Here is a 22,598-nt window from a genome sequence, read left to right on the forward strand (position 1 = left end):
TTTGAAAAGAGATTATTCTACTAAATTGTTGTGAAACGGTTTCATAGGATAATCTCTTTTGTTTAGTTTTGGAAAGAACGTACTGTGATTTTTAGTTGCTCAATAAATTCTCGAGTTGCAGCACACATATATTTATCTTTTCTATAAATTAGCCCTATTTCAATTATTGGAGTAGGGTTTTCTATTTTAATAGCTTGAATGTTTTTATTTTGTAAAAAGTCTATATATGGTTTGGGTAACACTGTAATTCCCATTCCTTTGGAAACCATTTGGATTAAAGATTCCATCGTACTAATTTCTAAAATTGGCCTTGGTTTAAAGTTTAACTTTTGACAATGAGATGTAATTAGTTCGGTTAAAAAGAAATTTTTAGGTAAAAGAATTAAAGGGTAGTTCTGTAATTCAGCAATAGATACATGATTACGTTCAGCTAATCGATGACCAGTGGGCACGACCAATGTAAGATTGCTTTTGTATAGAGGGATGGAGATAATCTCTTTATCTTGCACCGGGAGAAATGTAATTCCAATATCTAGTTCGTTTTGTAATAATTTTTCACGAATATCTCCTGTACGAAGCCCTAATACAGAAAGCTCTATATTAGGATATAAATTATTAAAATTTAAAATAGCTGTTGGTAGTAAATAATTTACGACGGTTAACAAAGCCCCTATTGTTAAGGAACCTTGCTGTAATCCGTTTAGGTCTTGAATAGCTGAACGAGCTTGTTCGACTTCATGAAAAATGGTTTTACTATGTGATAATAAAATCTTCCCTGCTTCAGTTAATGATATTTTTTTACCAATTCGATCGAAAAGTGGCATTCCTACTTCATGCTCTAATGCACGTATTTGTTGACTTAGTGAAGGCTGTGAAATATTTAATTTTTCAGCTGCTTTTGTGAAATGTAATTCTTTTGAAACAGCTAAAAAGTATTCAAGTTGTCGTAATTCGATTGGAATCACCTCAAGTATAATGATAGGTTATACCTATCATTATTATATAAATAATTGAATTGAACAATGATTTTAGAGGTTTTATAATCATCTTTATGTAACAGAGAGGGTTGTAAAAATTAATCGAGAGAAAATACATGTAACACCTTTAAAGGAGGAAATAGAATGGCTAATGAATATCAATTATTATCTTTAAATATAGGATTACCAAAAGAGGTTATATACGGCGGAAAAGTAATTCATACAGGCATAAATAAGAAACAAGTAAAGGAACCGGTATATTTATCCTTTGTAAAATTTAATGGAGATGGACAGGCGGACTTAGTTCATCATGGAGGAGTAGATAAAGCAGTTTGTGTTTATACTGGTGATCACTATCCATACTGGGAAAAAGAATTGAATCAAGATCTTGTATATGGGGCTTTCGGAGAAAATATAACAGTTAGTGGTATGCGCGAAGAGGATGTTTGTATTGGTGATACGTTTGAGCTCGGAGAGGCAATCGTACAGGTAACACAACCAAGGCAACCTTGTTTTAAATTAGCAAAAAAATATAATATTCCAAAGTTACCACTATATTTTCAAGAAACAGGATATACAGGATTTTATTTTCGTGTATTAAAAGAAGGATGGGTATCATCAGTCGATACATTAAAAAGTCTACAGTCTGATCCGAAAGGTGTTTCAATAGCGTTTGCTAATCGTATCATGCATAAGGAAAAACAAAATATTGAAGGGGTAAAAAGAATATTAGAAGTAAATGCACTTTCAAGTAGTTGGAGAAAGTCTTTTGAAAAGCGTATAAGTGGAGAAGAAATTAATACGAAGGAAAGACTTGAAGGGATAAAAGAATAAAAATATTTTATTATAAATAGTGTATTTCTATTAGTAAAAGCTAATTAGAAAGCGCTATTTTTATATAATAAACTAATTAATATCCAGAAATCTTAATACTGTTTTATTCGACTTATTTTCAAATAGTCAAAACATAAAATTAATTAGACTTTTTTTTTATGTTTTATGATAGTATATTGATTGGTAAGACCTCTATTTTTAAGAGTAGGTCATATAAGTATATCTAATTTAATGGAATTTAACATTTGGAGGTACAACATGGGGAATGTTGAAAAATTGGCAAGTATTCTAATAGAAGAACCGAAAAGAGAGCAGTTATTTCCTTTATTTGAAGAAGTGTTTGGAATTAAAACTCAAACATTGAATGATTTTTCGGATAAAGGATATTGGGATGATACATATAAAGCTTTATCGTTTTTACAAGAAGATAAAGTGATTGCAAATGTTGCGGCATTTTCACTCCCATTATTAATTAATGGTGAAAAAATAAATGCGGCGGGTATTCAATCAGTAATGACACACCCTAATTTCCGTAGACAAGGGTTAATGACACAATTAATGGATAAAATGATAGAAGAAATCGATAAGAAATGTGAATGTGCATTATTGTTTACGGAAAACCCTGAACTATATACAGCATTTGGATTTAAAGTTGTGCAGGAATATTTGATGACTATACCATATGATAAAAATATTAATAATAACGATTCACTACTTAAAAAGTTAGATTACTATAATATAGAGAATAGACAGTTAATACATGAAACTATTGATAGTAGCCAAAGACTTTCAAATAGTTTTTCAACTTTAAACTTCCATCCTTCATTTTATTTGAATATGTATGATTCGGAATGGAATGAGAAATTGTATTATTCAGAGAAACTAGATGCTCTAATCGTTTATGAAGTAGAAAATGAAAAGTTGAAATTATTTGGAGTATTTGCGCCAGTACTTCCGGTTTTAGATGAATTATGTGGAGAAATCAATGAAAGGTTTACGGAAATCGAATTTTATTTTTCTCCGGATCAATTAGGGGTTGAGGATGTACAGTTTACAGAAGTACAGTCTAGCAAGTATTTAATGGTTCGAAGTGATAAAGAGTTAGATTTTAAAGGTTATAAATTCCCAGTATTAGCGGAGTTTTAAATGTCTATATAAATGCTTTATTATGGAGGAGCTATGAATATATCGTATATACCAGAACATATTGAGCAACTCACTATAATGAATGTACCTGAATACTATAAAATTAATGATAATCATGCGTTTATTGTCCGTTCGAAAGCAGAAACTGATTTTTGGCTTAAAACACATTATGGTTTTGAAGTAATGAATGGTCATGTATTTTATAATGAGATGATGACAGACTTTCAAGCTGAAGTTCAGTTACGTATGAATCCAAATTCAAAATTCGATCAAGCAGGTCTTTTTGTTATGATTTCGGAGAACTGTTGGCTAAAAACATCTTTAGAATATATCCCTGAAGGGCCATCTCACTTAGGTGCTGTCGTAACGAATAATGGATATTCTGACTGGTCAACGCAAAATTATCCAACTGAAGCAGCTAAGCAACAACTTCGTTTTCGAATTATTCGAAAAAGCGGTGATTACACAATATATGTGAAAAAGGGCCATCAATGGGAACAAATAAGAATCGCTCATTTAATGGAGGATATAGGGAAGGAGCCTGTTAAAATAGGTTTTTACACGTGTAGTCCTTCTAAAAATAAGGGATTTGAGACTGAGTTTTTACATTTTACAATTGAAGAAATATAGATGAAAAACCGTATTCTTTTCATTAAGAATACGGTTTTTGTATTTATATAATATAAAGCACATTTATTGACTACAAAGTCATTAATACTTATCATTTAATAATGTTAAATATTAATTTACATAATATAATAGAAGTAATAAAGAAATTACAAAATATATAGCTTAAATAAGGAGGGATATGAATTATTCAGTGGTAATTTCATGGGAAAAGGAGATTATGTATGAAATCATTTCGTAAGTTATTACAGTATTTAAAACCATACATGTTCTTCGCTATTATTGGGCCGCTATTTATGGTACTTGAGGTTGCGATGGACTTAATTCAACCGACTATTATGCAACATATCATTGATGTTGGGATTGCAAATCGGGATTTAAATTATGTAATAAAAATGGGGCTTCTTATGATAGGAGCAGCAGCACTCGGTTTAGTTGGAGGGCTTGGGTGTATGATGTATTCTACAAAAGCAGCTGTTAATTTCGCTACAGACATACGAAAAGATGTGTTTGCGAAAATAGAAACATTTTCTAGTAATAATCGGGACTCATTTGGAACAGGTAAATTATTAACGATCGTGACAAATGATATCACTTCCATTCAATCGGCAATGACGATGACATTACGTGTTCTCGTTCGTGGTCCACTGTTATTTATCGGAAGTATAATTATTGTTTTTGTAACAGCGCGAGAGTTATTTCCAATATTACTTGTAGTTGTTCCGATTTTATTACTTGCGATTATTTTAATTGCAAGTAAAGCAAGTGGTACATTTAAAAAGGTGCAAGAGGCATTAGACAAAGTGAATACAAAGCTACAAGAAAATTTATCTGGTGTGCGTGTTATAAAAGCGTATGTAAGACAAAAATACGAAATCGCTCAATTTGGAAATGTAAATACAAATTTAACGAAGATAAATATTCGAGCTGTGCAACTTATTTCTTTAATGATGCCAATCATTATGCTAGTTGTAAGTGGCGGGATTGTCGCAACATTATGGATTGGTGGAGAAAAAGTATTCGATGGAACGCTTCAAGTAGGAGCGATTTTGGCATTTATTAATTACTTGAATATCATTTTAATGTCACTTATGTCGATTAGCATGGTATTTATTCAAATTGCGCGAGCTTTTCCATCTGCGGATCGTGTACAGCAAGTGTTAAATACCGAGGTTGATATTATAAGCGAAGCGTATGCGATCGAACCTGAGAAAATTGAAGGAAATATCGAATTTAAAAATGTTAGTTATAGCTATACGAAAAATAATGAATACGTTTTAAAAGATATTTCGTTTAGCATACAAAAAGGTGAAAAAGTAGGGATTATTGGATCAACTGGAAGTGGTAAATCTACCTTAGCGAAACTGTTACCACGTCTATATGATGTGGATCATGGTGAAATATGTATAGATGGAATAGATGTTAAAAAATATGATTTGCAAAAACTCCGTGCTTCAATAGGGTTTGTACCTCAGAAGGCGTTGTTGTTCTCAGGCAGTATAGAAGAAAATTTACGTTATGGTAAAGAAGATGCAACACATGACGAGCTGGAAGTAGCAGCTGCATCAGCTTGTGCGACTGAGTTTATCAATAAGCTGGAAGAATCTTATCAATATAATTTAACACAAGGCGCGACAAATCTATCAGGTGGACAAAAACAACGTGTATCAATTGCAAGGGCACTTGTGAGAAAGCCACCGATTCTCATATTAGATGATTCTACATCAGCAGTTGATGCAAAATCAGAGGCTACTATTCAAATAGCTTTAAAAACAAAATATAAAGGCACAACAACTTTATTAATTGCGTCTAAAATTTCTTCCATAATGGATGCGGATAAAATACTTGTATTAGATAATGGTGAATTAGTTGGCAATGGTACACATGAACAATTGTTAGAACAAAGTGAGGTTTATCAGGAAATTTATCTTTCCCAAGGTGGTAATTTAGATAAAGAAGGTGGGGAAGAACATGCGTAATTTTCAAGGGCAATTTGCTAATAAAGGTGGACGAAACACCCCAAAGATGGGAAAAGCTAAAAATGCTCAAGGAACTGTAATGCGGGTATGGAACTATATGGGCTATCAAAAAGCTGCTCTTATGTTTGTTATATTTCTAGTCGTTGTTACTACATTACTTGGATTATTAGGTCCCTATTTTATGGGAGTCATTATAGATCAATATATTGTACCGAAAGATTTAAGTGGTACAGCAAGAATGTGTATGTTACTTATCGCGATTTATGGTGTAACTGTACTTTTAACATGGTTACAAACGTTTGTCATGATTAACGTTGCATTAAAAACAATTCAAAAAATACGACAAGATATTTTTGAGAAAATCCAAACGCTTTCTTTACGGTTCTTTGATGTGCGTTCTCAAGGTGATTTAATGAGCCGTGTGACAAATGATATAGATAATTTGAATCAAGCTTTGACACAAAGCGTTGTACAAATTATTTCATCAGCATTAACTTTTATAGGTGTAACGATTGCAATGTTCGCCTTAAATTGGATTTTAGCAATTGTAACTTTAATTACAGTACCTATTATGTTTTACGTTACAAAAAAACTAGTTGCATATAGTGGTAAAAACTTTGCGAAGCGTCAAAAAGATTTAGGTGAATTAAATGGATTTATTGAGGAAGCAATTACAGGTGCGGATGTTACAACGTTGTACGGAAAAGAAAAAGAAACTGTACAAAATTTCAATAAAATTAATGAACAGCTAAGAGTTTCAGCTACGAAGGCTGATACATTTTCAGCTTTTATTTTTCCAAGTATGAACTTTATTAATAATTTAGGTATGGGCCTTGTCATTGGGACTGGATCAGTTATGGTCTTAAACGGAATGACAACAGTAGGAGTTATTGCGGCTTTTATTAATTATTCTCGTCAATTCTCAAGACCGCTAAGTCAATTTGCGACTTTAATGAATACAATTCAAGCGGCAGTTGCTGGTGGAGAACGTGTTTTTGAAATTATGGATGAGGTACCAGAAATTCAAAATAAAAAAGACGCATTCGTTGTACAAAATTTACAAGGGCATGTTGCACTTGAGAATGTTTCATTTGGCTACGCAGAAAATAAAACGATTTTAAAAGAAGTGAGTCTTAAAGCGCAGCCAGGAGAGACAATTGCTTTAGTTGGTCCGACTGGATCAGGGAAAACAACAATCATTAATTTGTTAACTCGCTTTTACGATATACAGCAAGGACAAATTCATATTGATGGAAAAGATATAAAAGATTATGATATTAATTCTTTACGAAGTAAAATAGGAGTAGTTTTACAGGATACGTATTTATTTGCTGGTTCGATTATGGATAATATCCGTTATGGACGCTTAGATGCTACTGATGAAGAAGTTATCACTGCAGCTAAGGCAGCATCTGCACATTCTTTTATTAAGCATTTGCCAAATCAATATGAAACAGAAATTGCTTCAGAAGGATCGAATTTAAGTCAAGGGCAAAAACAACTTCTAGCGATTGCACGAGCAATTTTAGCAGATGCAGATATATTAATTCTCGATGAAGCGACATCAAATATTGATACAAGAACAGAATTACAAATACAAGCAGGACTAAATAATTTAATGAGAGGTCGCACAAGTTTTGTGATCGCTCATCGACTTAAAACAATTGAAAAAGCAGATCAAATTCTTGTTATAAAAGATGGAAATATTTTAGAAAGAGGGAATCATGAATCTCTCATGGAAGATAGAGGGTTTTATTTTGATTTGTATACGAGTCAGTTTAAAATATAGTAAAAGCATTGATATGTTGCGGTTTCTCTTGAGAGGAGAAACCGCATTTTTTATATTTACAAATATTACTATCCAAATGGTCTTTCACTACATATTTTAACAGCATCCACCTGCATTCCAGGCAAAACATGTGAATAGCGATTTAATGTTATGAACATATCTTTATAACTGAAGTGTTCACTTACAGTCTTTGGATGTATACCTTGTTTCAAAAGTAGCGTGGCATGTGTATAATAACGTAAATCATAAAATCGAACTTTAAAAATCGGAGTTTAAATAAAAAGAGCGCTGTTAAAAGCGCTCTGAGACAAACCATACATTTAGAGAGGAATCAAGATAATATATGGATATTGTGTGAGAATGTTGTAGGTTTTAATTAAAAATAAAGCACACATATAAGTGTGCTTTTATGAACGCTTTAGATTTGTATGACTATATAGTCATACAATAAAATATGCTTGTTTAATATAAATGTGTGTCAAATCTATAAAAAGATATTGTGTATAAGGAACAATAAATGTTAATTAGCTAAGTCTTTTGTTTTTATCCTGCTATTTGCCGGACAGTAAGACCCCCACCTTAAAATTCAGCGGAAGCAAAGAAGTTAGGTGAGGGCTGATTAAAGTTTCACTTTATTAACGAATTTGCACAACTGTTAACGCTGCAGAACGAATATCTACTGTACCTATTACTTCAACGGGGACAATTTGAATTAAATCACCAGGGTTTAAGTTAATTAGAATGACCCCACTTGATACATCGACTTCACCAGTTCCAATAATATTAGAACGGACTGCGGATCCGGATCCTGCAATAATATTAGTCGATGAATTTAATGTCAAGAAAAAGCGAGCTGCTTCCGGGGCTAATGGAACGTTATCAAGGCTAATCGTTAATGTATAGCTAATTTGATAAATACCAGCTACCTGAATTTTAATACCAGTTCCAGTACTAATTGTATCATTAATTACAGGGACAGTAATGTTAGGATTTGGGCCTGTACTAGGTAATAGTAGTGGTGTAAATAATGTTGCAAATTGAGGTGAAGTAGCATTGAAGGCAAAACCTAGGGCAGGTAGTGAACTAGGTGCTTGTGCTTCACAATTAAAATTAGCGAATTTACAAATGGATGAGCGCATATTTTCACTCCTTTCTTGTATTTAGATTTCGTGAGTATTAACTTCACATTTTGGACAAGCATAATACAATATATGAAAATTTATAGTAGATAGTGCACAAGCATTACTATTACGGATAAAGCTATGAATAATAATAAATACTATATGGAAAAAGCAGTTAGCTAATTTAACTAACTGCTTAGTCGGTTCTCCAAGAGCAAATAGGCGAAAAATTATTGCGCTATATAAAAGATCGCTATAGATAAGTGCTCTTTTTGAGAGTGAGTATAAAATTCTATCATTCTATCTAGTATGTGCACTGTATTATGTAGTTGCTACTAAAATTGATGTGAATTTTTAAAATTAGAGGTTTCTTTCAATGAAACCTCTAAAAAGAAAACTAAATTTACGTTATAGTAAATTCAATTGCGATAGGAGTGCCTCCATCTAGGACTGCTCCTCCTACAATAGTAGCAGCTGTAGTAGTTACACCAGTAATAGTATCACCTGTTTGAATAACACCATTAATATAAAGTGTTAAAAAGGCATAAGAAGCAGGGAATGTTGTTACAGCACCAGTGTCATCAGTGAAGTCTGTGTTAGCAAAAGTTAAATCTGCACCAGCAGCAGTTCCTGTTGCGGCTGTACTTACAAATCGTCTTCCAGCTATAAAAGGTTTAACGATAGGCATTTATGTTCACCCCTTTTTGAAAATTAACTCGGACAAGTGTTTTGAAAGTTTTGTCCTGTATCGTATAATATGCTGTGCTTCTACTAAGAGATACGGCTTGTATACTAGTAAATAAGTATAATTATTATGCGTTTTATAAGTTAGGTTCTTATAAGTAATTAAGTGGTTAAGGTTGGATTTTGTATATGGTATGTTTATGTAAAAAAAAGAGAGCGCTTTTAGAAAGAGCTCTTAATCAAATTATTATCTTAGTGTTGGAGGGAGACTGGCGGCCTCAGTGACAGATGGTAAAAATAATTTCCGTGGTATTGTAATAAATTCAAGCGCAATTTGCTTTGGATAAAAAAGTATTTGAGTTAAATCTAGAGCATGTATTAATAGTATCATGAAGCTTGTAAGAATGATAAAACTACCCCAAAAGAAACTTTTTGAAGTGTTGCGAAAATCTTTTATTAAAGAAAAGAATGAAAAAAATGCGGTAATAATGAGAATGAAAAATTTATACTTATCAGCCATTGTAATCCTCCTAAAGCACAGTAATTTATATTATACCGTATTTTTCAATATTATTATAAAAAGATTTTAAAGTGAATAATAAAAAAATAAAGCCATAACTTAAAACATTAGTTTAGGTTCTATTGTTTGAATTCTTTGTTTTAGAAGGTATATAATCTGAATTTAAAAATTTTCCAAATGAATTACCATTTTTTATTTCTGATCCAACATCAAGTGCTTAATGAAATGGTATGAAAGATTATAGGCTAGTGATACGAGATTAAATAAGAGGAATTTGCGTGCTGCAAGAGTTCTAGCTCAGATTTCTACTAGAGAAAAGTATTAGTTGGAGTTGGTATGTTAATAAAAAACGGATAGATGTCGAAACTAAATATTCATGACATTAAGGACAAAGATCAGGAAATATAATTTGGTATTCTGGGAATAACCGGAGATCCGTAGTTAAGGTTGCATAGTATTTGTATTTTTTTTTCTAATTTTTCAATTGTTGTTAAGTGATGAGAACCTAATCCACGTCGTACACTATGTTGAGAAAGAGTCGGCCCAATTTGTAATTTTCGTTTTTTCATTGGATCGTTCCATGGACTGTAAAAAAATTTAAAAATAAAAGCAGGTTCCATGTAAATGCTATAAGGATAATGCGAACCATGTCTCCCGACTCTATAGTTCCCGTGCGAATTATTGTGAATTAATCTACCGTTAAGATATAGTTGATTTGGATTAGGTTGAATTATTATGCCGTGATAACGTTGTTTAACAAGCGGAGAACTATATCTTGGATTAGTGTAGCCATAAGTCGGTTCATCAATCATCATAATCATTCTTATTGAAAACATATTGCCGCCCATAGTGCTAAGTGATTTAAAAAATTGTTCTTTATTATAACAGCACAGGAATTCTGTCGTATTCAATACCATTTTCCATCCTGGAATTTCTCTTTCAATTTCCATAACTTCTTGATCAACTAAATAAGCATCAAATTCGAGTGATTTTGAGTTTCGTATTTCCCAATTAGGAGCGAATGTTTTACAGATTTCAACTGAACGATCAGTGGATCCACGATTAATAAGAATGCCATGATCAAATAGCTTTGTATGGTGCATTAACCACCATGGAAGTAAATATTCTTCATTGTAAAAATGAGAAATTAAAGTAGTCTTAATCAAAATCACCTCCGTATTTAACCTGCTTCTTATTTAATATGATATGGAAGGAAACCTATTGTTAGAAGGTTTCCTCTTAAAAGTTTTAAACCACATAGGGTATGTGGATGGATTAGTATATAAAGTAGTCTGATTGATAAAGAGTGGTATTAAAAAGTACAAAATCTAAAATGAGCATCGAATTAGTGTATAACGATTGAAACGGCACTGAAAACTAATAAAACAGCCATAATCATGTTGAATAATTGGTTATGTTTTACTAATAATTTTTGGAATATTGAACTAAATAAACTCCAACTAAATGTACTCAGTAAACCGACTATACCTAGAAATAATGAGAAAAGCAGAAAACTTGAATATGAATTGTAGTAGGGGAGTATAAAAGTAGAGACTACTGTGAGTCCGAATAATATTCCTTTTGGATTAACAAATTGAATGAAAATACCCACTGTAAATAAGTTTTTATTATTTTTTTCATTGTGATCTGCACCGCCTTTACTAGTAATTATTTTAAAGGCTAAATATAGCATATACGCGACACCTAAAATTTTTAAAGGAAATTCAATTAAAGGGATAATATTAATTAATACAATATTAAAAAAACTACATAAAGAAGTGAGGATGAAAAAACCAAAAGCTACTCCGAAGCAAAAGTTTATGCTTCTCTTTAATCCATGTTGATTTGCGTATGTCATAGCTAAGAAATTGTTGGGACCAGGTGTGAAGCTACTTATAAATACAAATAACAAAAAAGAAAATATAGGCATTTCAAAACCCCCTATTTTTTGTGTGTTATAATGACCAAAAAGAACAATATAACGTGTGCTTTTTATTATACATAACGGTCGTTATATTGTATACAGTGTAGGAGTGTTTTTTATGGAAGAAATTCAACTTATTCTGGCAAAAAATTTAAAATCAATACGTGAAAAAGAAAAATTAAGTTTAGAAAAGGTCTCTCAATTAACAGGTGTAAGTAAAACAATGATTGGACAGATAGAAAGAGGAGATTCAAGCCCGACACTAACAACAATATGGAAAATTGCTAATGGTTTGAAAGTATCATTTACCTCTTTAATTAATAATCCACAGCCTGATACGAAAGTAGTTTTACGAAATGATGTTCAAGTATTGTCTGAAGACAATGGGAGATATAAGGTGTATCCCTCATTTCCTTTCCAAGATGATAGGAATTTTGAAATCTATATGGTTGAAATTGATACAGAAGGGAAATTAAGTTCAGAAGCGCATAAAGAAGGAACAGAAGAGTTTATAACGGTATTTGAAGGGAAATTGACAATTGACATAAATGATTGTCAATATACGTTAAATAATGGAGACTCAATTGGCTTTAAGGCGGATAGACCGCATACTTATACTAATTCAGGAAGAACATTAACTCGGTTAAGTATGACTATTTATTATCCAGCTTTATAAGTTGGCAATAATATAAAGAGTAAAAGTAAATATGTATTGTTAAAACCATCTATAAGAGATGGTTTTATTTTTTGAATATAAAAAAAGACACTCAATTGAGTGTCAATATAGTATTGCTCTCGCGTATAGGATTGGAGATGTTCCTCAAATACATATTGAGATGGTCTGTAAAGAAGAAACAATCTTCATCTTTAATGTAACATCGACATGGGTGAAGTGTAAATTGATAATATATATACGGAAAATTTAGTATAGATGTTTTCTACTATGGATATAGTAAAATTTATTTTTATTACTTAATCACTATCGTAATATTTATCAATTGAGTATTTAGATTGTTTATTATAAAAAGAATGAATCATTTTTTTAATCAATTCGTATAATTGTAAGAGAGGCACCTGTTGATCCGCCTCCAACTAAATTCACGACGGATAATATACCAAATAATTGTAGTGAGATTGTATTACCAGCATTTAAATTAGTAATTAAGTTATTACTATAATTTGAAGTGGATAAAGTGGGAGAAAAAATAGAGCCAGGAATTGGCGTAGAAGCGTTTAATAGTAGTCTAGTTCCAGCAAGTAGAGCGGTTGTCGTATTAACTTGATAGGTTAAATGATATCTTCCAGTTACAGGAATTGTAAATACGTCATTTGAAGCGTTAACTGTAAAATTACCGAGACTTTGGTTATTTGCAAGTGGAATGTTTGTTCCTCCTAATACGACTGCAACAGAACCACCTGATGTATTATTAGCGAACATAGAGTTTGTTGTAACGATTGAACCAGTACTCCCGGTAGGTCCAGTACTCCCGGTAGGTCCAGTACTCCCGGTAGGTCCAGTACTCCCGGTAGGTCCAGTACTTCCGGTAGGCCCAGTACTTCCGGTAGGCCCCGTAAGCCTGTAAGGGAAAATAATGTCAAGAGCCATTGACATTAGTTCCTTTTTTCTAATTTCATTATTATCTTGAATATAAATCACCTCATCTTTTTAAATAAGAATGTTATAGATTTACTACTTTTTAAATAGAATGATCAATTTATTATATTAATAATAGTGGCTATAGCAACGGTAAAATGTTTAATACATGTAATAATTATTATGAGAAGAAAAGAGAATAGTTATAAAGTTATTCTTTAATGATAAGTTCTAAATGATATGTATGGGTTAAAAAACATGTGGAATGAGGTATTAACTTGAAATGCAATGACAAATTATCATTGAATAAGGGGATGATAGGACCAGAAAATATTGGACCTACATTTCCGATTCTTCCACCAATTTATATTCCAACCGGAGCAACAGGCCCAACTGGAATAACGGGAGCAACCGGAGCAACAGGCCCAACTGGAATAACGGGAGCAACCGGAGCAACAGGCCCAACTGGAATAACGGGAGCAACCGGAGCAACAGGCCCGACTGGAATAACGGGAGCAACCGGAGCAACAGGCCCGACTGGAATAACGGGACTGCCCGGAATAACAGGAGCAACCGGAGTAACAGGCCCGACTGGAATAACGGGACCGCCCGGAATAACAGGAGCAACCGGAGCAACAGGCCCGACTGGAATAACGGGGCCGACTGGAGTAACAGGACCGCCCGGAGCAACGGGAGCAACCGGAATAACGGGAGCAACCGGAGTAACCGGGCTAACCGGAGCGACGGGAGCAACCGGAATAACGGGAGCAACCGGAGTAACCGGGCTAACCGGAGCAACGGGAGCAACCGGAATAACGGGAGCAACCGGAATAACGGGACCGACAGGAGTAACTGGAGCAACAGGTCCTACTGGGGGCATTGGTCCTATAACCACAACCAATTTGTTATATTACACTTTTGCAGATGGAGAGAAACTTATATATACAGATGCTGACGGGATACCTCAATATGGTACAACGAATATTTTGTCTCCTAGTGAAGTTTCTTATATTAATTTGTTTGTTAACGGAATACTGCAACCACAACCATTATATGAAGTGAGTGCTGGTAAATTAACTTTATTGGATACGCAACCACCATCGCAAGGATCTTCAATTATATTACAATTTATCATTATTAATTAAAAGGACAGTTCCTTAATGAAAAGGAATCTGTCCTTTTTGTTTTATATTTGAATAGTTAAAATTAAGTGAAGGTACATTCAATTTCTAGCTGTTATAAATGGTTGAATGATAGGAATTTTAACTTCAATCCTTTTCATAGTGTATTGGAATAAAATATAAAATGAATTTTGCAACATAGTATATGAGAGTTCTCTATAATACAAACGGCTTCATGTTTAAAAAAGAGAACACAATCTTAGTAAAGAAATAAGGTATATTTATATGAAAAAAATGGCACTGTTAATTGTTGAGTATATTCAAATTAATATGTGTATTTAAACCTAAGAGATAAACGTGGAAAAATAAAATAAACTCTTAAGTTTAGGTATTTAATCTAAGCAGTCAATTATTAAAAACATATAATTAATATGTGAGTCATGAACATAATTAAATAGCGTTTGCAAGTTTAATTATATTTCATGTTTCCTATTTTAAGTCAATATATAACACATACTCTTTTACAACTTTATGATCCTTATAATAGGAAAAACTCAAATATAAAACAAGTAAGGAGGACATAAATGACAAGTAATAATTGTTTCGGTCATAACCACTGCAATAATCCGATTGTTTTCACTCCAGATTGCTGTAACAATCCACAAACAGTTCCAATTACTAGTGAGCAATTAGGTAGATTAATTACTTTACTAAACTCTTTAATTTCGGCTATTGCAGCGTTTTTTGCAAATCCAAGTGATGCAAACAGATTAGCTTTACTCAATTTGTTTACTCAACTATTGAACTTACTAAATGAATTAGCACCTTCTCCAGAAGGGAATTTCTTAAAACAATTAATTCAAAGTATTATTAATTTACTACAATCGCCTAACCCAAATCTAAGTCAATTACTTTCTTTATTACAACAATTCTACAGTGCTCTTGCACCATTCTTCTTCTCTTTAATTATTGACCCTGCAAGCTTACAACTTTTATTAAACTTATTAACTCAATTAATTGGTGCTACTCCAGGAGGCGGCCCAACAGGTCCAACAGGTCCAACAGGTCCAGGAGGCGGAGCAACAGGAGCAACAGGAGCAACAGGAGCAACAGGAGCAACAGGTCCAACAGGAGCAGGAGTAACAGGAGCAACAGGAGCAACAGGTCCAACAGGAGCAACAGGTCCAACAGGAGCAACAGGTCCAACGGGGGCAACAGGTTTAACTGGTGCAACAGGCTTAACTGGTGCAACAGGAGCAACTGGTGGCGGAGCTATTATTCCATTTGCTTCAGGTACAACACCATCTGCGTTAGTTAACGCGTTAATAGCTAATACAGGAACTCTTCTTGGATTTGGATTTAGTCAGCCTGGTGTAGCTTTAACTGGTGGAACAAGTATCACATTAGCATTAGGTGTAGGTGATTATGCATTTGTAGCACCACGCGCAGGGGTTATTACGTCATTAGCTGGTTTCTTTAGTGCAACAGCTGCTTTAGCTCCATTATCACCTGTTCAAGTGCAAATACAAATATTAACTGCACCTGCAGCAAGCAATACGTTTACAGTACAAGGCGCACCTCTTTTATTAACACCAGCATTTGCCGCAATAGCGATTGGTTCTACAGCATCAGGAATCATTGCTGAAGCTATTCCAGTAGCGGCTGGAGATAAAATACTACTGTATGTTTCATTAACAGCAGCAAGTCCAATAGCTGCAGTTGCTGGATTTGTAAGTGCAGGTATTAATATCGTTTAATTTGTTACAATGTTTAGTAGGAAATTAAACAGGGGTTTGTATATAGTCCTTCCTAATAAATTTAGGAAGGACTATATTTTTTGAGGAAATAAGTAATAAATCAATTGAACAATTACTCTTTATTAAGTTCGTATAAAAAAGTATAATTTACCCTTTCTCATTTAAGGCATAAGTTATGTAACTTTAAAAATTTCCGATCAGCAAAAAAAGATGAATTCTTTTAAAAAAGAATTCATCCATAAAATAAACTATTTATTTTTATTACAGTTACATCCTTTTTTCTTTACATAGCCTTGCTCGGCTAAGTCTCTTTGCGATTGGGAATTGGAAGATTGGGAATTGGAAGATTGAGAATTGGAAGATTGAGAGGATGCTGAAGAGCTACTATTTTTATTATAAGAGTAGTTTTTTCGATAGTTATAATTACTCATAGTACTATCACCTCCAATTTAATATATAAATATTATATGTATGTACACTATCAATTGTTACTATTATTAATAGGAAGAGAACATACAATAAAAAAATCTCCTCGGTATTTTCCTAGGAGATAAATGATGATTCTTTTAAAAATTTACAAATTAATAGCCCCAGTAAAGAGGAAAGTAATAAGAATCTTGGGGATACGGATTATGTTGTTGAGGGAGGGGTTGGGTTGGGTAATTTTTCATTCCACGGTTTTGATTGCAGTTTGCCGGAGGGCCAATAACAGTAGTTGATTGAATAGGAGAAACCGCTTGTTTCCATTGTTGTTCATTGAGGCAGTAAGTATGGGCCATCATATGAGCAGGAGTTAATCTTAAAATATCAGAACCGAAAATAACTTCTGGCGCTGGGGCATTGAAAATAGCTAATAAATGAGTATTATCAGCTGTAGCAATTTCATAATGCCACCACGCTTGTGGAATGTTGGCAACTTGCCCCGGTTTTATCGGTAAGTTTAATATTTGATTCGTAAATGGATTAAGTAAAGAAACAACAGCAGACCCTGAAATACAATAAACAAGTTCAGCTGCATTTTGATGAATATGTGGTTCTACAACATTTCCTGTACTTAAATAAATATCTAATAAAGAAGTATTTTCTAAAGTGTTTAATTGTTTAATACCAAGTACATTTATATAATTTTGGGCATCTTTCCGAAAAAAATTACTTTTATTTACATCATAAGTAAAATTGGTTGAGGGGGAGGTATAGTCGATGTTGGCAGTCAATTGTATTACCCGCCTTTCTATAGGTAAGTTAGGTTACAAAATTAGGATATGTGTCTAGTCTTTGTTTTGTGCTGTTGTCGGTAGCTTAATAAATTCACTTATTCCATAAAGAATAAAGTATAAAGATTAAACTATATTCGTATTCCCATTCATACTTTGGATTGATGGAAAAAAGTAATGAAAATGTTAATTTAAAAGTACATCAATCATTTATAAGGAGTGAATGTTCATGTCATTTAGTGAAATGATTAGAAATGAAGTACTCAGCTGGGCGGGTGTTTCTGAAAAACCGCATCGATTTGGTGGTATTGAAATAAATTATGGTAAGAAAGAACTTGGCCATCTTCATGGTGATAAATTAGCTGATTTACCATTTCCGAAGTTAAAGCGAGATGAATTAGTGAAGCAAGGATTGGTAAAACCACATCACGTATTACCTGAATCAGGATGGATCAGTTATTATATAAAGAGTGAAGAGGATATTCCATTTGCAATTGAGTTATTTCGTATGCAATATGACCGAATTAAAAAGTAATGAAATAAAGTAGGGTAATAAAAATTTATTTTCATGTCACATCCCTCCTTAATCGTTCGTCTTGTATGTAGAACGATAAGGAGGGATTTTATTATGAATACATTTGATGTAGCAATTGTTGGCGGTGGGCTTGCTGGATTAACAGCATCTATATATTTAGCGAAAGCTGGAAAGAAAGTGATTGTATTAGAAAAATCCAGTCAATTCGGTGGCCGAGGGATGACTATAAATAAAAATGGAATCTGCATGAATCTTGGTGCACATGCTTTATATAGAGGCGGGGCAGCGTTTATAACTTTTAATGAGCTCGGTTTGAATCTTCCAGGTGGAATACCATCTACAAAAGCACATGGAATATGGAAAGGGGATATATTCACCATCCCAACAGATTTTCGCTCAATTTTATCAACACCACTACTTTCGTGGTCTGCAAAAGTACAATTCTCACGTCTTATGATTCGTTTAGGAAATTTAGATGTAGGAGAAGTTCCGAAAATGAGTCTAACTACATGGGCAGAAAATGAAATAAAAGATCCAATGGTTCGTAATATATTTTATGCGCTATGCCGGACAACAACATATACGTTTGCTCCTACAATACAATTAGCATCATCTGTACTAAAGCAAATACAGCTTTCTATAAAAGAAGGAGTGCTTTATGTAGATGGTGGTTGGGAGACGATAATAACAAAATTAAGAGATTTAGCGAATGATGTCGGGGTAAAATTTTTGGCTAAAAAGCATGTTTTGGAAATAGAGCATTATGAAGATAAACAAAGAATACATTGTGTTGATGATGAGGTTTTTGCAGTAGATACAGTCATCGTGACGACTCCGCCAAAAGAGGCTTGTAAAATAATAAAAGGTGCAGAAGGAACAAATTTGCATAGATGGAATGAACAATCGGTACCGGTTACTGTTGCTGCATTAGATATTGGCTTGAGACAATTACCCAATCCTACACATCAATTTGTATTAGGATTAGATCAACCTATATTTTTCACAAATCAATCGAGAGCAGCTAAATTAAGTGAAGATGGATCAATTGCAGTGAGTCTAATTAAGTACCATAATCCTATGCTAGAGATGAATCATATTCATGAAGATAAAGAACAGTTGGAAAGTACGATGGAGTTGTTACATCCAAATTGGAAAAGAGAAGTTGTTGCACAGCAATATTTACCGAAAATAACAGTAGTACATGATTTTCCTCATATTGACCGTGTTGAAAAGCCGGGTCCTAATATACCTGAAATGCCAGGTGTTTATGTTGCAGGAGATTGGGCAGGGCATGATGAAATATTAGCTGATGCTGCGGTAGCAAGCGGGAAACGAGCAGCGTTACACATTTTAAAGCAATATGAAAGTGAGGCAGTTCATCATGGAAACGGAGCAGTTATATGAAGCGTATCAACCATTATTATTTTCGTTAGCATACAGAATCCTTGGGAGTGTTATGGATGCTGAGGATATTGTTCAGGATGTATTTATCTCGCTAAATAATATAGAAGATCCTCAATCTATAGAAAATATGAAAGCATATTTATGTAAGATGGCGACAAATCGTTCAATTGATAAATTACGATCGGCAGCGCATAAACGTAACGTGTATGTAGGGATGTGGTTACCAGAGCCACTTGTAGACGAGAGTGATGAGCCATCAAAGTCATTTATAATGAAAGAATCCCTTTCCACCGCATATTTATTACTTTTACAACAACTATCTGAGGTAGAAAGGATTGTTTTCATATTAAGAGAGGTTTTCAGTTATGAATACGAAGAAATAGCTTCAATTGTTGATAAGAGTAGTGTGAACTGCAGGAAGATCTTTCAACGTGCAAGAAAAAGCATTTTGGAGAAACCGAAGCAATCAAAATTAAGCACGGAGAAAATGGCTTCTTATGTTGAAAAGTTTGTATCATCATTACAGTGTGGGGATGCGGAAGGTATGTTAGAAGTATTAAAAACAGATGCTATACTCAAAGCTGATGGTGGTGGTAAAGTTACGACTGCGATTAATCCGATTTATTCTGCGGATCGAATTATACGTTTGTTCTTTGGGATTGCACAACGATTGACAGAAGAGTACACTGTTGATTTCAAAATGGTAAATGGTATACCAGGAGTTATAGTTACAATAAATAATAAAGTAACGTATGTTCTTTCGTTTGCATTTGAGGATGAGAAAATTTCAAATATTTATATGATGGTTAATCCTGAAAAACTTATGCATTTAAATGTAAAAATATAAAAAAGCGCATTTCTTCAGAAATGCGTTTTTTATTATTTTTCTAACATTTCAAGAGGTACATCTTTTTCGCCCGCTACCTCAAATTTAATTTCCCCGTCTTCTTCATAAATACGTGTAATAATCGGTATAGTAATCATTAATTTTTTATGCTGCTTTCGTTTTCGAGCAGCATCTAAGCTAATCACGTTCATTTGTAAGCATCCTTTCTTCTGGAAATATATAAACAAAGAAAATGCGTCCGAAAAGGGCGCTTAATTGAATTTGAAATACCGATTCATTTAAATGGGGTTTATATAATTTAATAACTGCAATTTTAATATGAAATAATATGAATGGAATAATTGCACGTAGAAATTAACTTTACCAAAAAACGAAACAATATGCTATAAAAAATTATAAATCTTTGTCATATAACAGGAAAAAGGTTTTTGTTTCGCATATAATAAAAAGTAGACGGGCAGCAAGAGCTTTTTCATCATATTGCTTGGAAAGGCGATGAAAAGAATGGATACAGTAGATTCATTATTATTGCAACTTGAACAATATGGAGAAGAGCATGATCGAAATAAAAAAACAAGGGAAGAAAAATTACGGAATGTTTCTCGTGAGATGGGGCAATTTTTATCAATTTTAGTAAAAGGGTGTAATGCAAAAAATATCTTGGAAATTGGAACTTCTAATGGTTATTCTACATTGTGGTTAGCTAATGCGGTAGAAGAAACAAATGGAAATGTAACAACTGTAGAGCTTTCTTCAGAACGAGTTGGAGAGGCACTTGTCAATTTTGAAAAGGCAAACCTGTTACAAAGAATCGATATTCATAATCAAGAAGCCGGGGCATTTTTAGATTCGCAATTAGATCATTCATTTGATTTTATTTTCCTAGATTCAGAGCGCACGCAATACATGTGGTGGTTTGAGCATATAAAACGTATGTTACAACCAAAAGGTTTTCTTGTTGTTGATAATGCAACTTCTCATGCGAGTGAATTAGATGAGTTTATAAAAATGATTGAAGAAGATGATACGTTTGAAACGGTGTTATTAGCGTTTCAAAAGGGAGCATTTGTAGCTCGCAAAAATAAATAGAAGTGAGTGTAATAGAATTATCACATTGAAAACAGGTGAATGTCAAAAGATTGAGTGTAGCACGATTGAAAGAACGTAAATTATTTAGGAAATATATGAAGAATCCGCCTTCAGCATGTTGTTCTCTAGGTCTTAAGTCTGAGGAAAATTATGTTGATTACAGGTATACTTATAGTAAGAAACAGGGAATGACTGCATAAACAGGCATTTCTAAAAAAGTCGATTTCAAGCAGTCAGAATGTATATGAAATACGATATAATTGATGAAATATAGTGCATATAAATTCGCACATATAAATAAAGGAGCGATTTTGTTGACTGAACTCGAGAAAAAAGAACCTGTATCCATTGTGAAAGATAATAATGTAGAAGTAGTAGTTGATACAGTTATAAAAGATGCAGAATTAGAGGAACTAAATAAAGAAGCGGATCTTTATGTACAAAAGTTAAATAGCGAGCAAAATACAGATTTATCAAAAGTATTGTCTCAGCTAGGAGATTTAGGGGATAAAGAGCAACAAGCAGCAGGACAAACGTTATCAGCTTTAAAACGCCCTGTAACAGCGATGATGAATGGGAAAAATGAAGAAATTCCAAATACATTGTTAGAATTACGAAAAGTGGTATCAGAGCTTGATCCCAATTCACTTAAAGCAAGTGGTATGAAGAAAATAATGTTTAAAGTATTCAAGAAAAATCCACTTGAAACATACGTGCATAAATACCAATCTATAGATAAACAAATCGAGGAAATTATTAGATCCCTTCTAATTGGTCGTGATAACTTACAAGAGGATACAGTTGGTCTTGAAATGTTAAAAGAACAATCGCACGATAAAATTCATGCTCTTGATAAACAAGTATACTTAGGGAAAAAGCTTGCTGGCATGCTTGAAGCTGAGAAACAAAACCCAGAGCGTCAAAGGGATATTCCGTTAATTAACGATGCATTAGAAAAGATACTTGTACGTACACGTAATATGCAGCAAGCGAAAAGTGTATTATTACAATCTATAGCTTCTGTAGACATCATTAAGAAAAATAACGAAAAATTAACAGAGGCAATACGTAATGCGATTACGATGACGCAAAACGTTGTAACAGTTTCAGCTGCTATTCAGCTTGCATTAACGAATCAACGGAAAACAATTGATGCAGTAAATGCGACGAATGAAGCAATTGAATCGATGGTATTAAGTAATTCTCAAGCGTTAAAACAAAATACAGAAGAAACGACGAAATTGCTTGAAAACCCTGCTATTAGCATGGATAAATTACGTGAATCATTCCAAAATGTGTTCGCTGCAATTGAAGCATCTGAAAAATCTTCAGAACGTATTATTGAGTCAAGTAAGAAGTTCGTTATTGAACTAGACACATTTAATGATGAGATGAAGCAGAAACTCATTCAGCGTCCAAGGAAATAACTGATTATT

At 33.3% G+C, this 22,598-nt stretch carries 22 protein-coding genes and 1 pseudogene; 13 read left to right on the plus strand and 10 right to left on the minus strand.

Annotation, left to right across the window (positions count from 1 at the left end; genetic code table 11):
* Positions 1-62: 62 nt before the first annotated feature.
* Complete coding sequence (locus ATL10_RS05935) at positions 63-965, minus strand: LysR family transcriptional regulator (protein WP_053564520.1); 903 nt, start codon at positions 963-965, stop codon at positions 63-65.
* Between the two features lie 156 nt (positions 966-1,121).
* Between ATL10_RS05935 and ATL10_RS05940 the strand changes: the two genes are divergently transcribed.
* From ATL10_RS05940 to ATL10_RS05960, 5 genes are all read left to right on the plus strand, one after another.
* A complete protein-coding gene (locus tag ATL10_RS05940; protein WP_001262982.1) occupies positions 1,122-1,811 on the plus strand; it encodes an MOSC domain-containing protein in 690 nt (229 codons plus the stop codon).
* A gap of 258 nt (positions 1,812-2,069) precedes the next feature.
* On the plus strand, positions 2,070-2,957 hold the full coding sequence (locus ATL10_RS05945) for a GNAT family N-acetyltransferase (RefSeq protein WP_090976543.1): 888 nt from the start codon (positions 2,070-2,072) through the stop codon (positions 2,955-2,957).
* A 33-nt stretch (positions 2,958-2,990) separates the two neighbouring features.
* Positions 2,991-3,587 carry a DUF1349 domain-containing protein gene (locus tag ATL10_RS05950; RefSeq protein WP_090976545.1) on the plus strand — a complete coding sequence of 199 codons (597 nt, stop codon included), beginning with the start codon at positions 2,991-2,993 and terminating at the stop codon, positions 3,585-3,587.
* A 221-nt stretch (positions 3,588-3,808) separates the two neighbouring features.
* Entirely contained in the window at positions 3,809-5,563 is a 1,755-nt protein-coding gene (locus ATL10_RS05955; protein WP_053564518.1) for an ABC transporter ATP-binding protein, read from the plus strand.
* A complete protein-coding gene (locus ATL10_RS05960) occupies positions 5,556-7,352 on the plus strand; it encodes an ABC transporter ATP-binding protein (protein WP_016081661.1) in 1,797 nt (598 codons plus the stop codon). Before ATL10_RS05955 ends, ATL10_RS05960 begins: the two co-directional genes overlap by 8 nt.
* Before the next feature lie 635 nt (positions 7,353-7,987).
* On the opposite strand, the gene exsF is transcribed toward ATL10_RS05960, so the two are convergent.
* From exsF to ATL10_RS05990, 5 genes and pseudogenes are all read right to left on the minus strand, one after another.
* Entirely contained in the window at positions 7,988-8,491 is a 504-nt protein-coding gene (gene exsF, locus ATL10_RS05970) for an exosporium protein ExsF (protein WP_090976548.1), read from the minus strand.
* Positions 8,492-8,876: 385 nt separating this feature from the next.
* Positions 8,877-9,161 (minus strand): DUF4183 domain-containing protein, encoded by a 285-nt coding sequence (locus ATL10_RS05975; RefSeq protein WP_001123247.1) that lies wholly within the window; start codon positions 9,159-9,161, stop codon positions 8,877-8,879.
* A gap of 243 nt (positions 9,162-9,404) precedes the next feature.
* Entirely contained in the window at positions 9,405-9,677 is a 273-nt protein-coding gene (locus ATL10_RS05980; protein ID WP_100910277.1) for a hypothetical protein, read from the minus strand.
* 382 nt (positions 9,678-10,059) lie between these two features.
* Positions 10,060-10,843 (minus strand): annotated as a pseudogene (locus ATL10_RS05985) (glycosyltransferase family 2 protein).
* 179 nt (positions 10,844-11,022) lie between these two features.
* The gene (locus ATL10_RS05990) at positions 11,023-11,607 is read right to left on the minus strand and encodes a LysE family translocator (RefSeq protein WP_110496568.1); all 585 of its coding nucleotides are present in this window, start codon (positions 11,605-11,607) and stop codon (positions 11,023-11,025) included.
* Between the two features lie 55 nt (positions 11,608-11,662).
* Between ATL10_RS05990 and ATL10_RS05995 the strand changes: the two genes are divergently transcribed.
* Entirely contained in the window at positions 11,663-12,277 is a 615-nt protein-coding gene (locus ATL10_RS05995; RefSeq protein ID WP_142669937.1) for a helix-turn-helix domain-containing protein, read from the plus strand.
* A 366-nt stretch (positions 12,278-12,643) separates the two neighbouring features.
* Here the strand turns inward: ATL10_RS05995 and ATL10_RS31115 are convergent, their stop codons facing one another.
* On the minus strand, positions 12,644-13,258 hold the full coding sequence (locus tag ATL10_RS31115; protein ID WP_110496570.1) for a BclA C-terminal domain-containing protein: 615 nt from the start codon (positions 13,256-13,258) through the stop codon (positions 12,644-12,646).
* A gap of 215 nt (positions 13,259-13,473) precedes the next feature.
* On the opposite strand from ATL10_RS31115, the gene ATL10_RS06005 reads away from it, so the two are divergent.
* Both ATL10_RS06005 and ATL10_RS06010 read left to right on the plus strand, forming a co-directional pair.
* Positions 13,474-14,340, plus strand: a complete 867-nt coding sequence (locus ATL10_RS06005; protein ID WP_110496572.1) for a DUF4183 domain-containing protein — start codon at positions 13,474-13,476, stop codon at positions 14,338-14,340.
* A 560-nt stretch (positions 14,341-14,900) separates the two neighbouring features.
* Positions 14,901-16,073 carry an exosporium glycoprotein BclB-related protein gene (locus ATL10_RS06010; RefSeq protein ID WP_110496574.1) on the plus strand — a complete coding sequence of 391 codons (1,173 nt, stop codon included), beginning with the start codon at positions 14,901-14,903 and terminating at the stop codon, positions 16,071-16,073.
* Between the two features lie 248 nt (positions 16,074-16,321).
* Here ATL10_RS06010 and ATL10_RS06015 read toward each other — a convergent pair whose 3' ends face one another.
* Together ATL10_RS06015 and ATL10_RS06020 are read right to left on the minus strand one after the other, a co-directional pair.
* Positions 16,322-16,504 carry a hypothetical protein gene (locus ATL10_RS06015; protein WP_089170973.1) on the minus strand — a complete coding sequence of 61 codons (183 nt, stop codon included), beginning with the start codon at positions 16,502-16,504 and terminating at the stop codon, positions 16,322-16,324.
* 150 nt (positions 16,505-16,654) lie between these two features.
* Positions 16,655-17,287, minus strand: a complete 633-nt coding sequence (locus ATL10_RS06020) for a cupin domain-containing protein (protein ID WP_000126322.1) — start codon at positions 17,285-17,287, stop codon at positions 16,655-16,657.
* A gap of 229 nt (positions 17,288-17,516) precedes the next feature.
* On the opposite strand from ATL10_RS06020, the gene ATL10_RS06025 reads away from it, so the two are divergent.
* From ATL10_RS06025 to ATL10_RS06035, 3 genes are all read left to right on the plus strand, one after another.
* On the plus strand, positions 17,517-17,822 hold the full coding sequence (locus ATL10_RS06025; protein WP_000010317.1) for a luciferase domain-containing protein: 306 nt from the start codon (positions 17,517-17,519) through the stop codon (positions 17,820-17,822).
* Positions 17,823-17,915: 93 nt separating this feature from the next.
* Entirely contained in the window at positions 17,916-19,226 is a 1,311-nt protein-coding gene (locus ATL10_RS06030; protein ID WP_090976556.1) for a phytoene desaturase family protein, read from the plus strand.
* The gene (locus ATL10_RS06035) at positions 19,204-20,073 is read left to right on the plus strand and encodes a sigma-70 family RNA polymerase sigma factor (protein WP_000447145.1); all 870 of its coding nucleotides are present in this window, start codon (positions 19,204-19,206) and stop codon (positions 20,071-20,073) included. The genes ATL10_RS06030 and ATL10_RS06035 overlap by 23 nt, the downstream gene beginning before the upstream one ends.
* A gap of 32 nt (positions 20,074-20,105) precedes the next feature.
* On the opposite strand, the gene ATL10_RS31120 is transcribed toward ATL10_RS06035, so the two are convergent.
* A complete protein-coding gene (locus ATL10_RS31120) occupies positions 20,106-20,264 on the minus strand; it encodes a hypothetical protein (RefSeq protein WP_001100984.1) in 159 nt (52 codons plus the stop codon).
* Positions 20,265-20,568: 304 nt separating this feature from the next.
* On the opposite strand from ATL10_RS31120, the gene ATL10_RS06050 reads away from it, so the two are divergent.
* Positions 20,569-21,162 (plus strand): O-methyltransferase, encoded by a 594-nt coding sequence (locus ATL10_RS06050; RefSeq protein ID WP_002094007.1) that lies wholly within the window; start codon positions 20,569-20,571, stop codon positions 21,160-21,162.
* A 314-nt stretch (positions 21,163-21,476) separates the two neighbouring features.
* The gene (locus ATL10_RS06055; RefSeq protein ID WP_000137396.1) at positions 21,477-22,589 is read left to right on the plus strand and encodes a toxic anion resistance protein; all 1,113 of its coding nucleotides are present in this window, start codon (positions 21,477-21,479) and stop codon (positions 22,587-22,589) included.
* The last annotated feature ends 9 nt before the right edge of the window (positions 22,590-22,598 follow it).

It is taken from the genome of Bacillus sp. 196mf, from assembly GCF_003217275.1.
Taxonomy (GTDB): Bacteria; Bacillota; Bacilli; order Bacillales; family Bacillaceae_G; genus Bacillus_A; species Bacillus_A thuringiensis_S.

Bases quoted from the DNA above. Each gene is read 5' to 3' on its own strand.
- ATL10_RS05940 (WP_001262982.1), top strand. From the start codon at position 1,122: ATGGCTAATGAATATCAATTATTATCTTTAAATATAGGATTACCAAAA.
- ATL10_RS05945 (WP_090976543.1), top strand. From the start codon at position 2,070: ATGGGGAATGTTGAAAAATTGGCAAGTATTCTAATAGAAGAACCGAAA.
- ATL10_RS05950 (WP_090976545.1), top strand. From the start codon at position 2,991: ATGAATATATCGTATATACCAGAACATATTGAGCAACTCACTATAATG.
- ATL10_RS05955 (WP_053564518.1), top strand. From the start codon at position 3,809: ATGAAATCATTTCGTAAGTTATTACAGTATTTAAAACCATACATGTTC.
- ATL10_RS05960 (WP_016081661.1), top strand. From the start codon at position 5,556: ATGCGTAATTTTCAAGGGCAATTTGCTAATAAAGGTGGACGAAACACC.
- exsF (WP_090976548.1), bottom strand. From the start codon at position 8,491: ATGCGCTCATCCATTTGTAAATTCGCTAATTTTAATTGTGAAGCACAA.
- ATL10_RS05975 (WP_001123247.1), bottom strand. From the start codon at position 9,161: ATGCCTATCGTTAAACCTTTTATAGCTGGAAGACGATTTGTAAGTACA.
- ATL10_RS05980 (WP_100910277.1), bottom strand. From the start codon at position 9,677: ATGGCTGATAAGTATAAATTTTTCATTCTCATTATTACCGCATTTTTT.
- ATL10_RS05990 (WP_110496568.1), bottom strand. From the start codon at position 11,607: ATGCCTATATTTTCTTTTTTGTTATTTGTATTTATAAGTAGCTTCACA.
- ATL10_RS06010 (WP_110496574.1), top strand. From the start codon at position 14,901: ATGACAAGTAATAATTGTTTCGGTCATAACCACTGCAATAATCCGATT.
- ATL10_RS06015 (WP_089170973.1), bottom strand. From the start codon at position 16,504: ATGAGTAATTATAACTATCGAAAAAACTACTCTTATAATAAAAATAGT.
- ATL10_RS06025 (WP_000010317.1), top strand. From the start codon at position 17,517: ATGTCATTTAGTGAAATGATTAGAAATGAAGTACTCAGCTGGGCGGGT.
- ATL10_RS06030 (WP_090976556.1), top strand. From the start codon at position 17,916: ATGAATACATTTGATGTAGCAATTGTTGGCGGTGGGCTTGCTGGATTA.
- ATL10_RS06035 (WP_000447145.1), top strand. From the start codon at position 19,204: ATGGAAACGGAGCAGTTATATGAAGCGTATCAACCATTATTATTTTCG.
- ATL10_RS31120 (WP_001100984.1), bottom strand. From the start codon at position 20,264: ATGAACGTGATTAGCTTAGATGCTGCTCGAAAACGAAAGCAGCATAAA.
- ATL10_RS06050 (WP_002094007.1), top strand. From the start codon at position 20,569: ATGAAAAGAATGGATACAGTAGATTCATTATTATTGCAACTTGAACAA.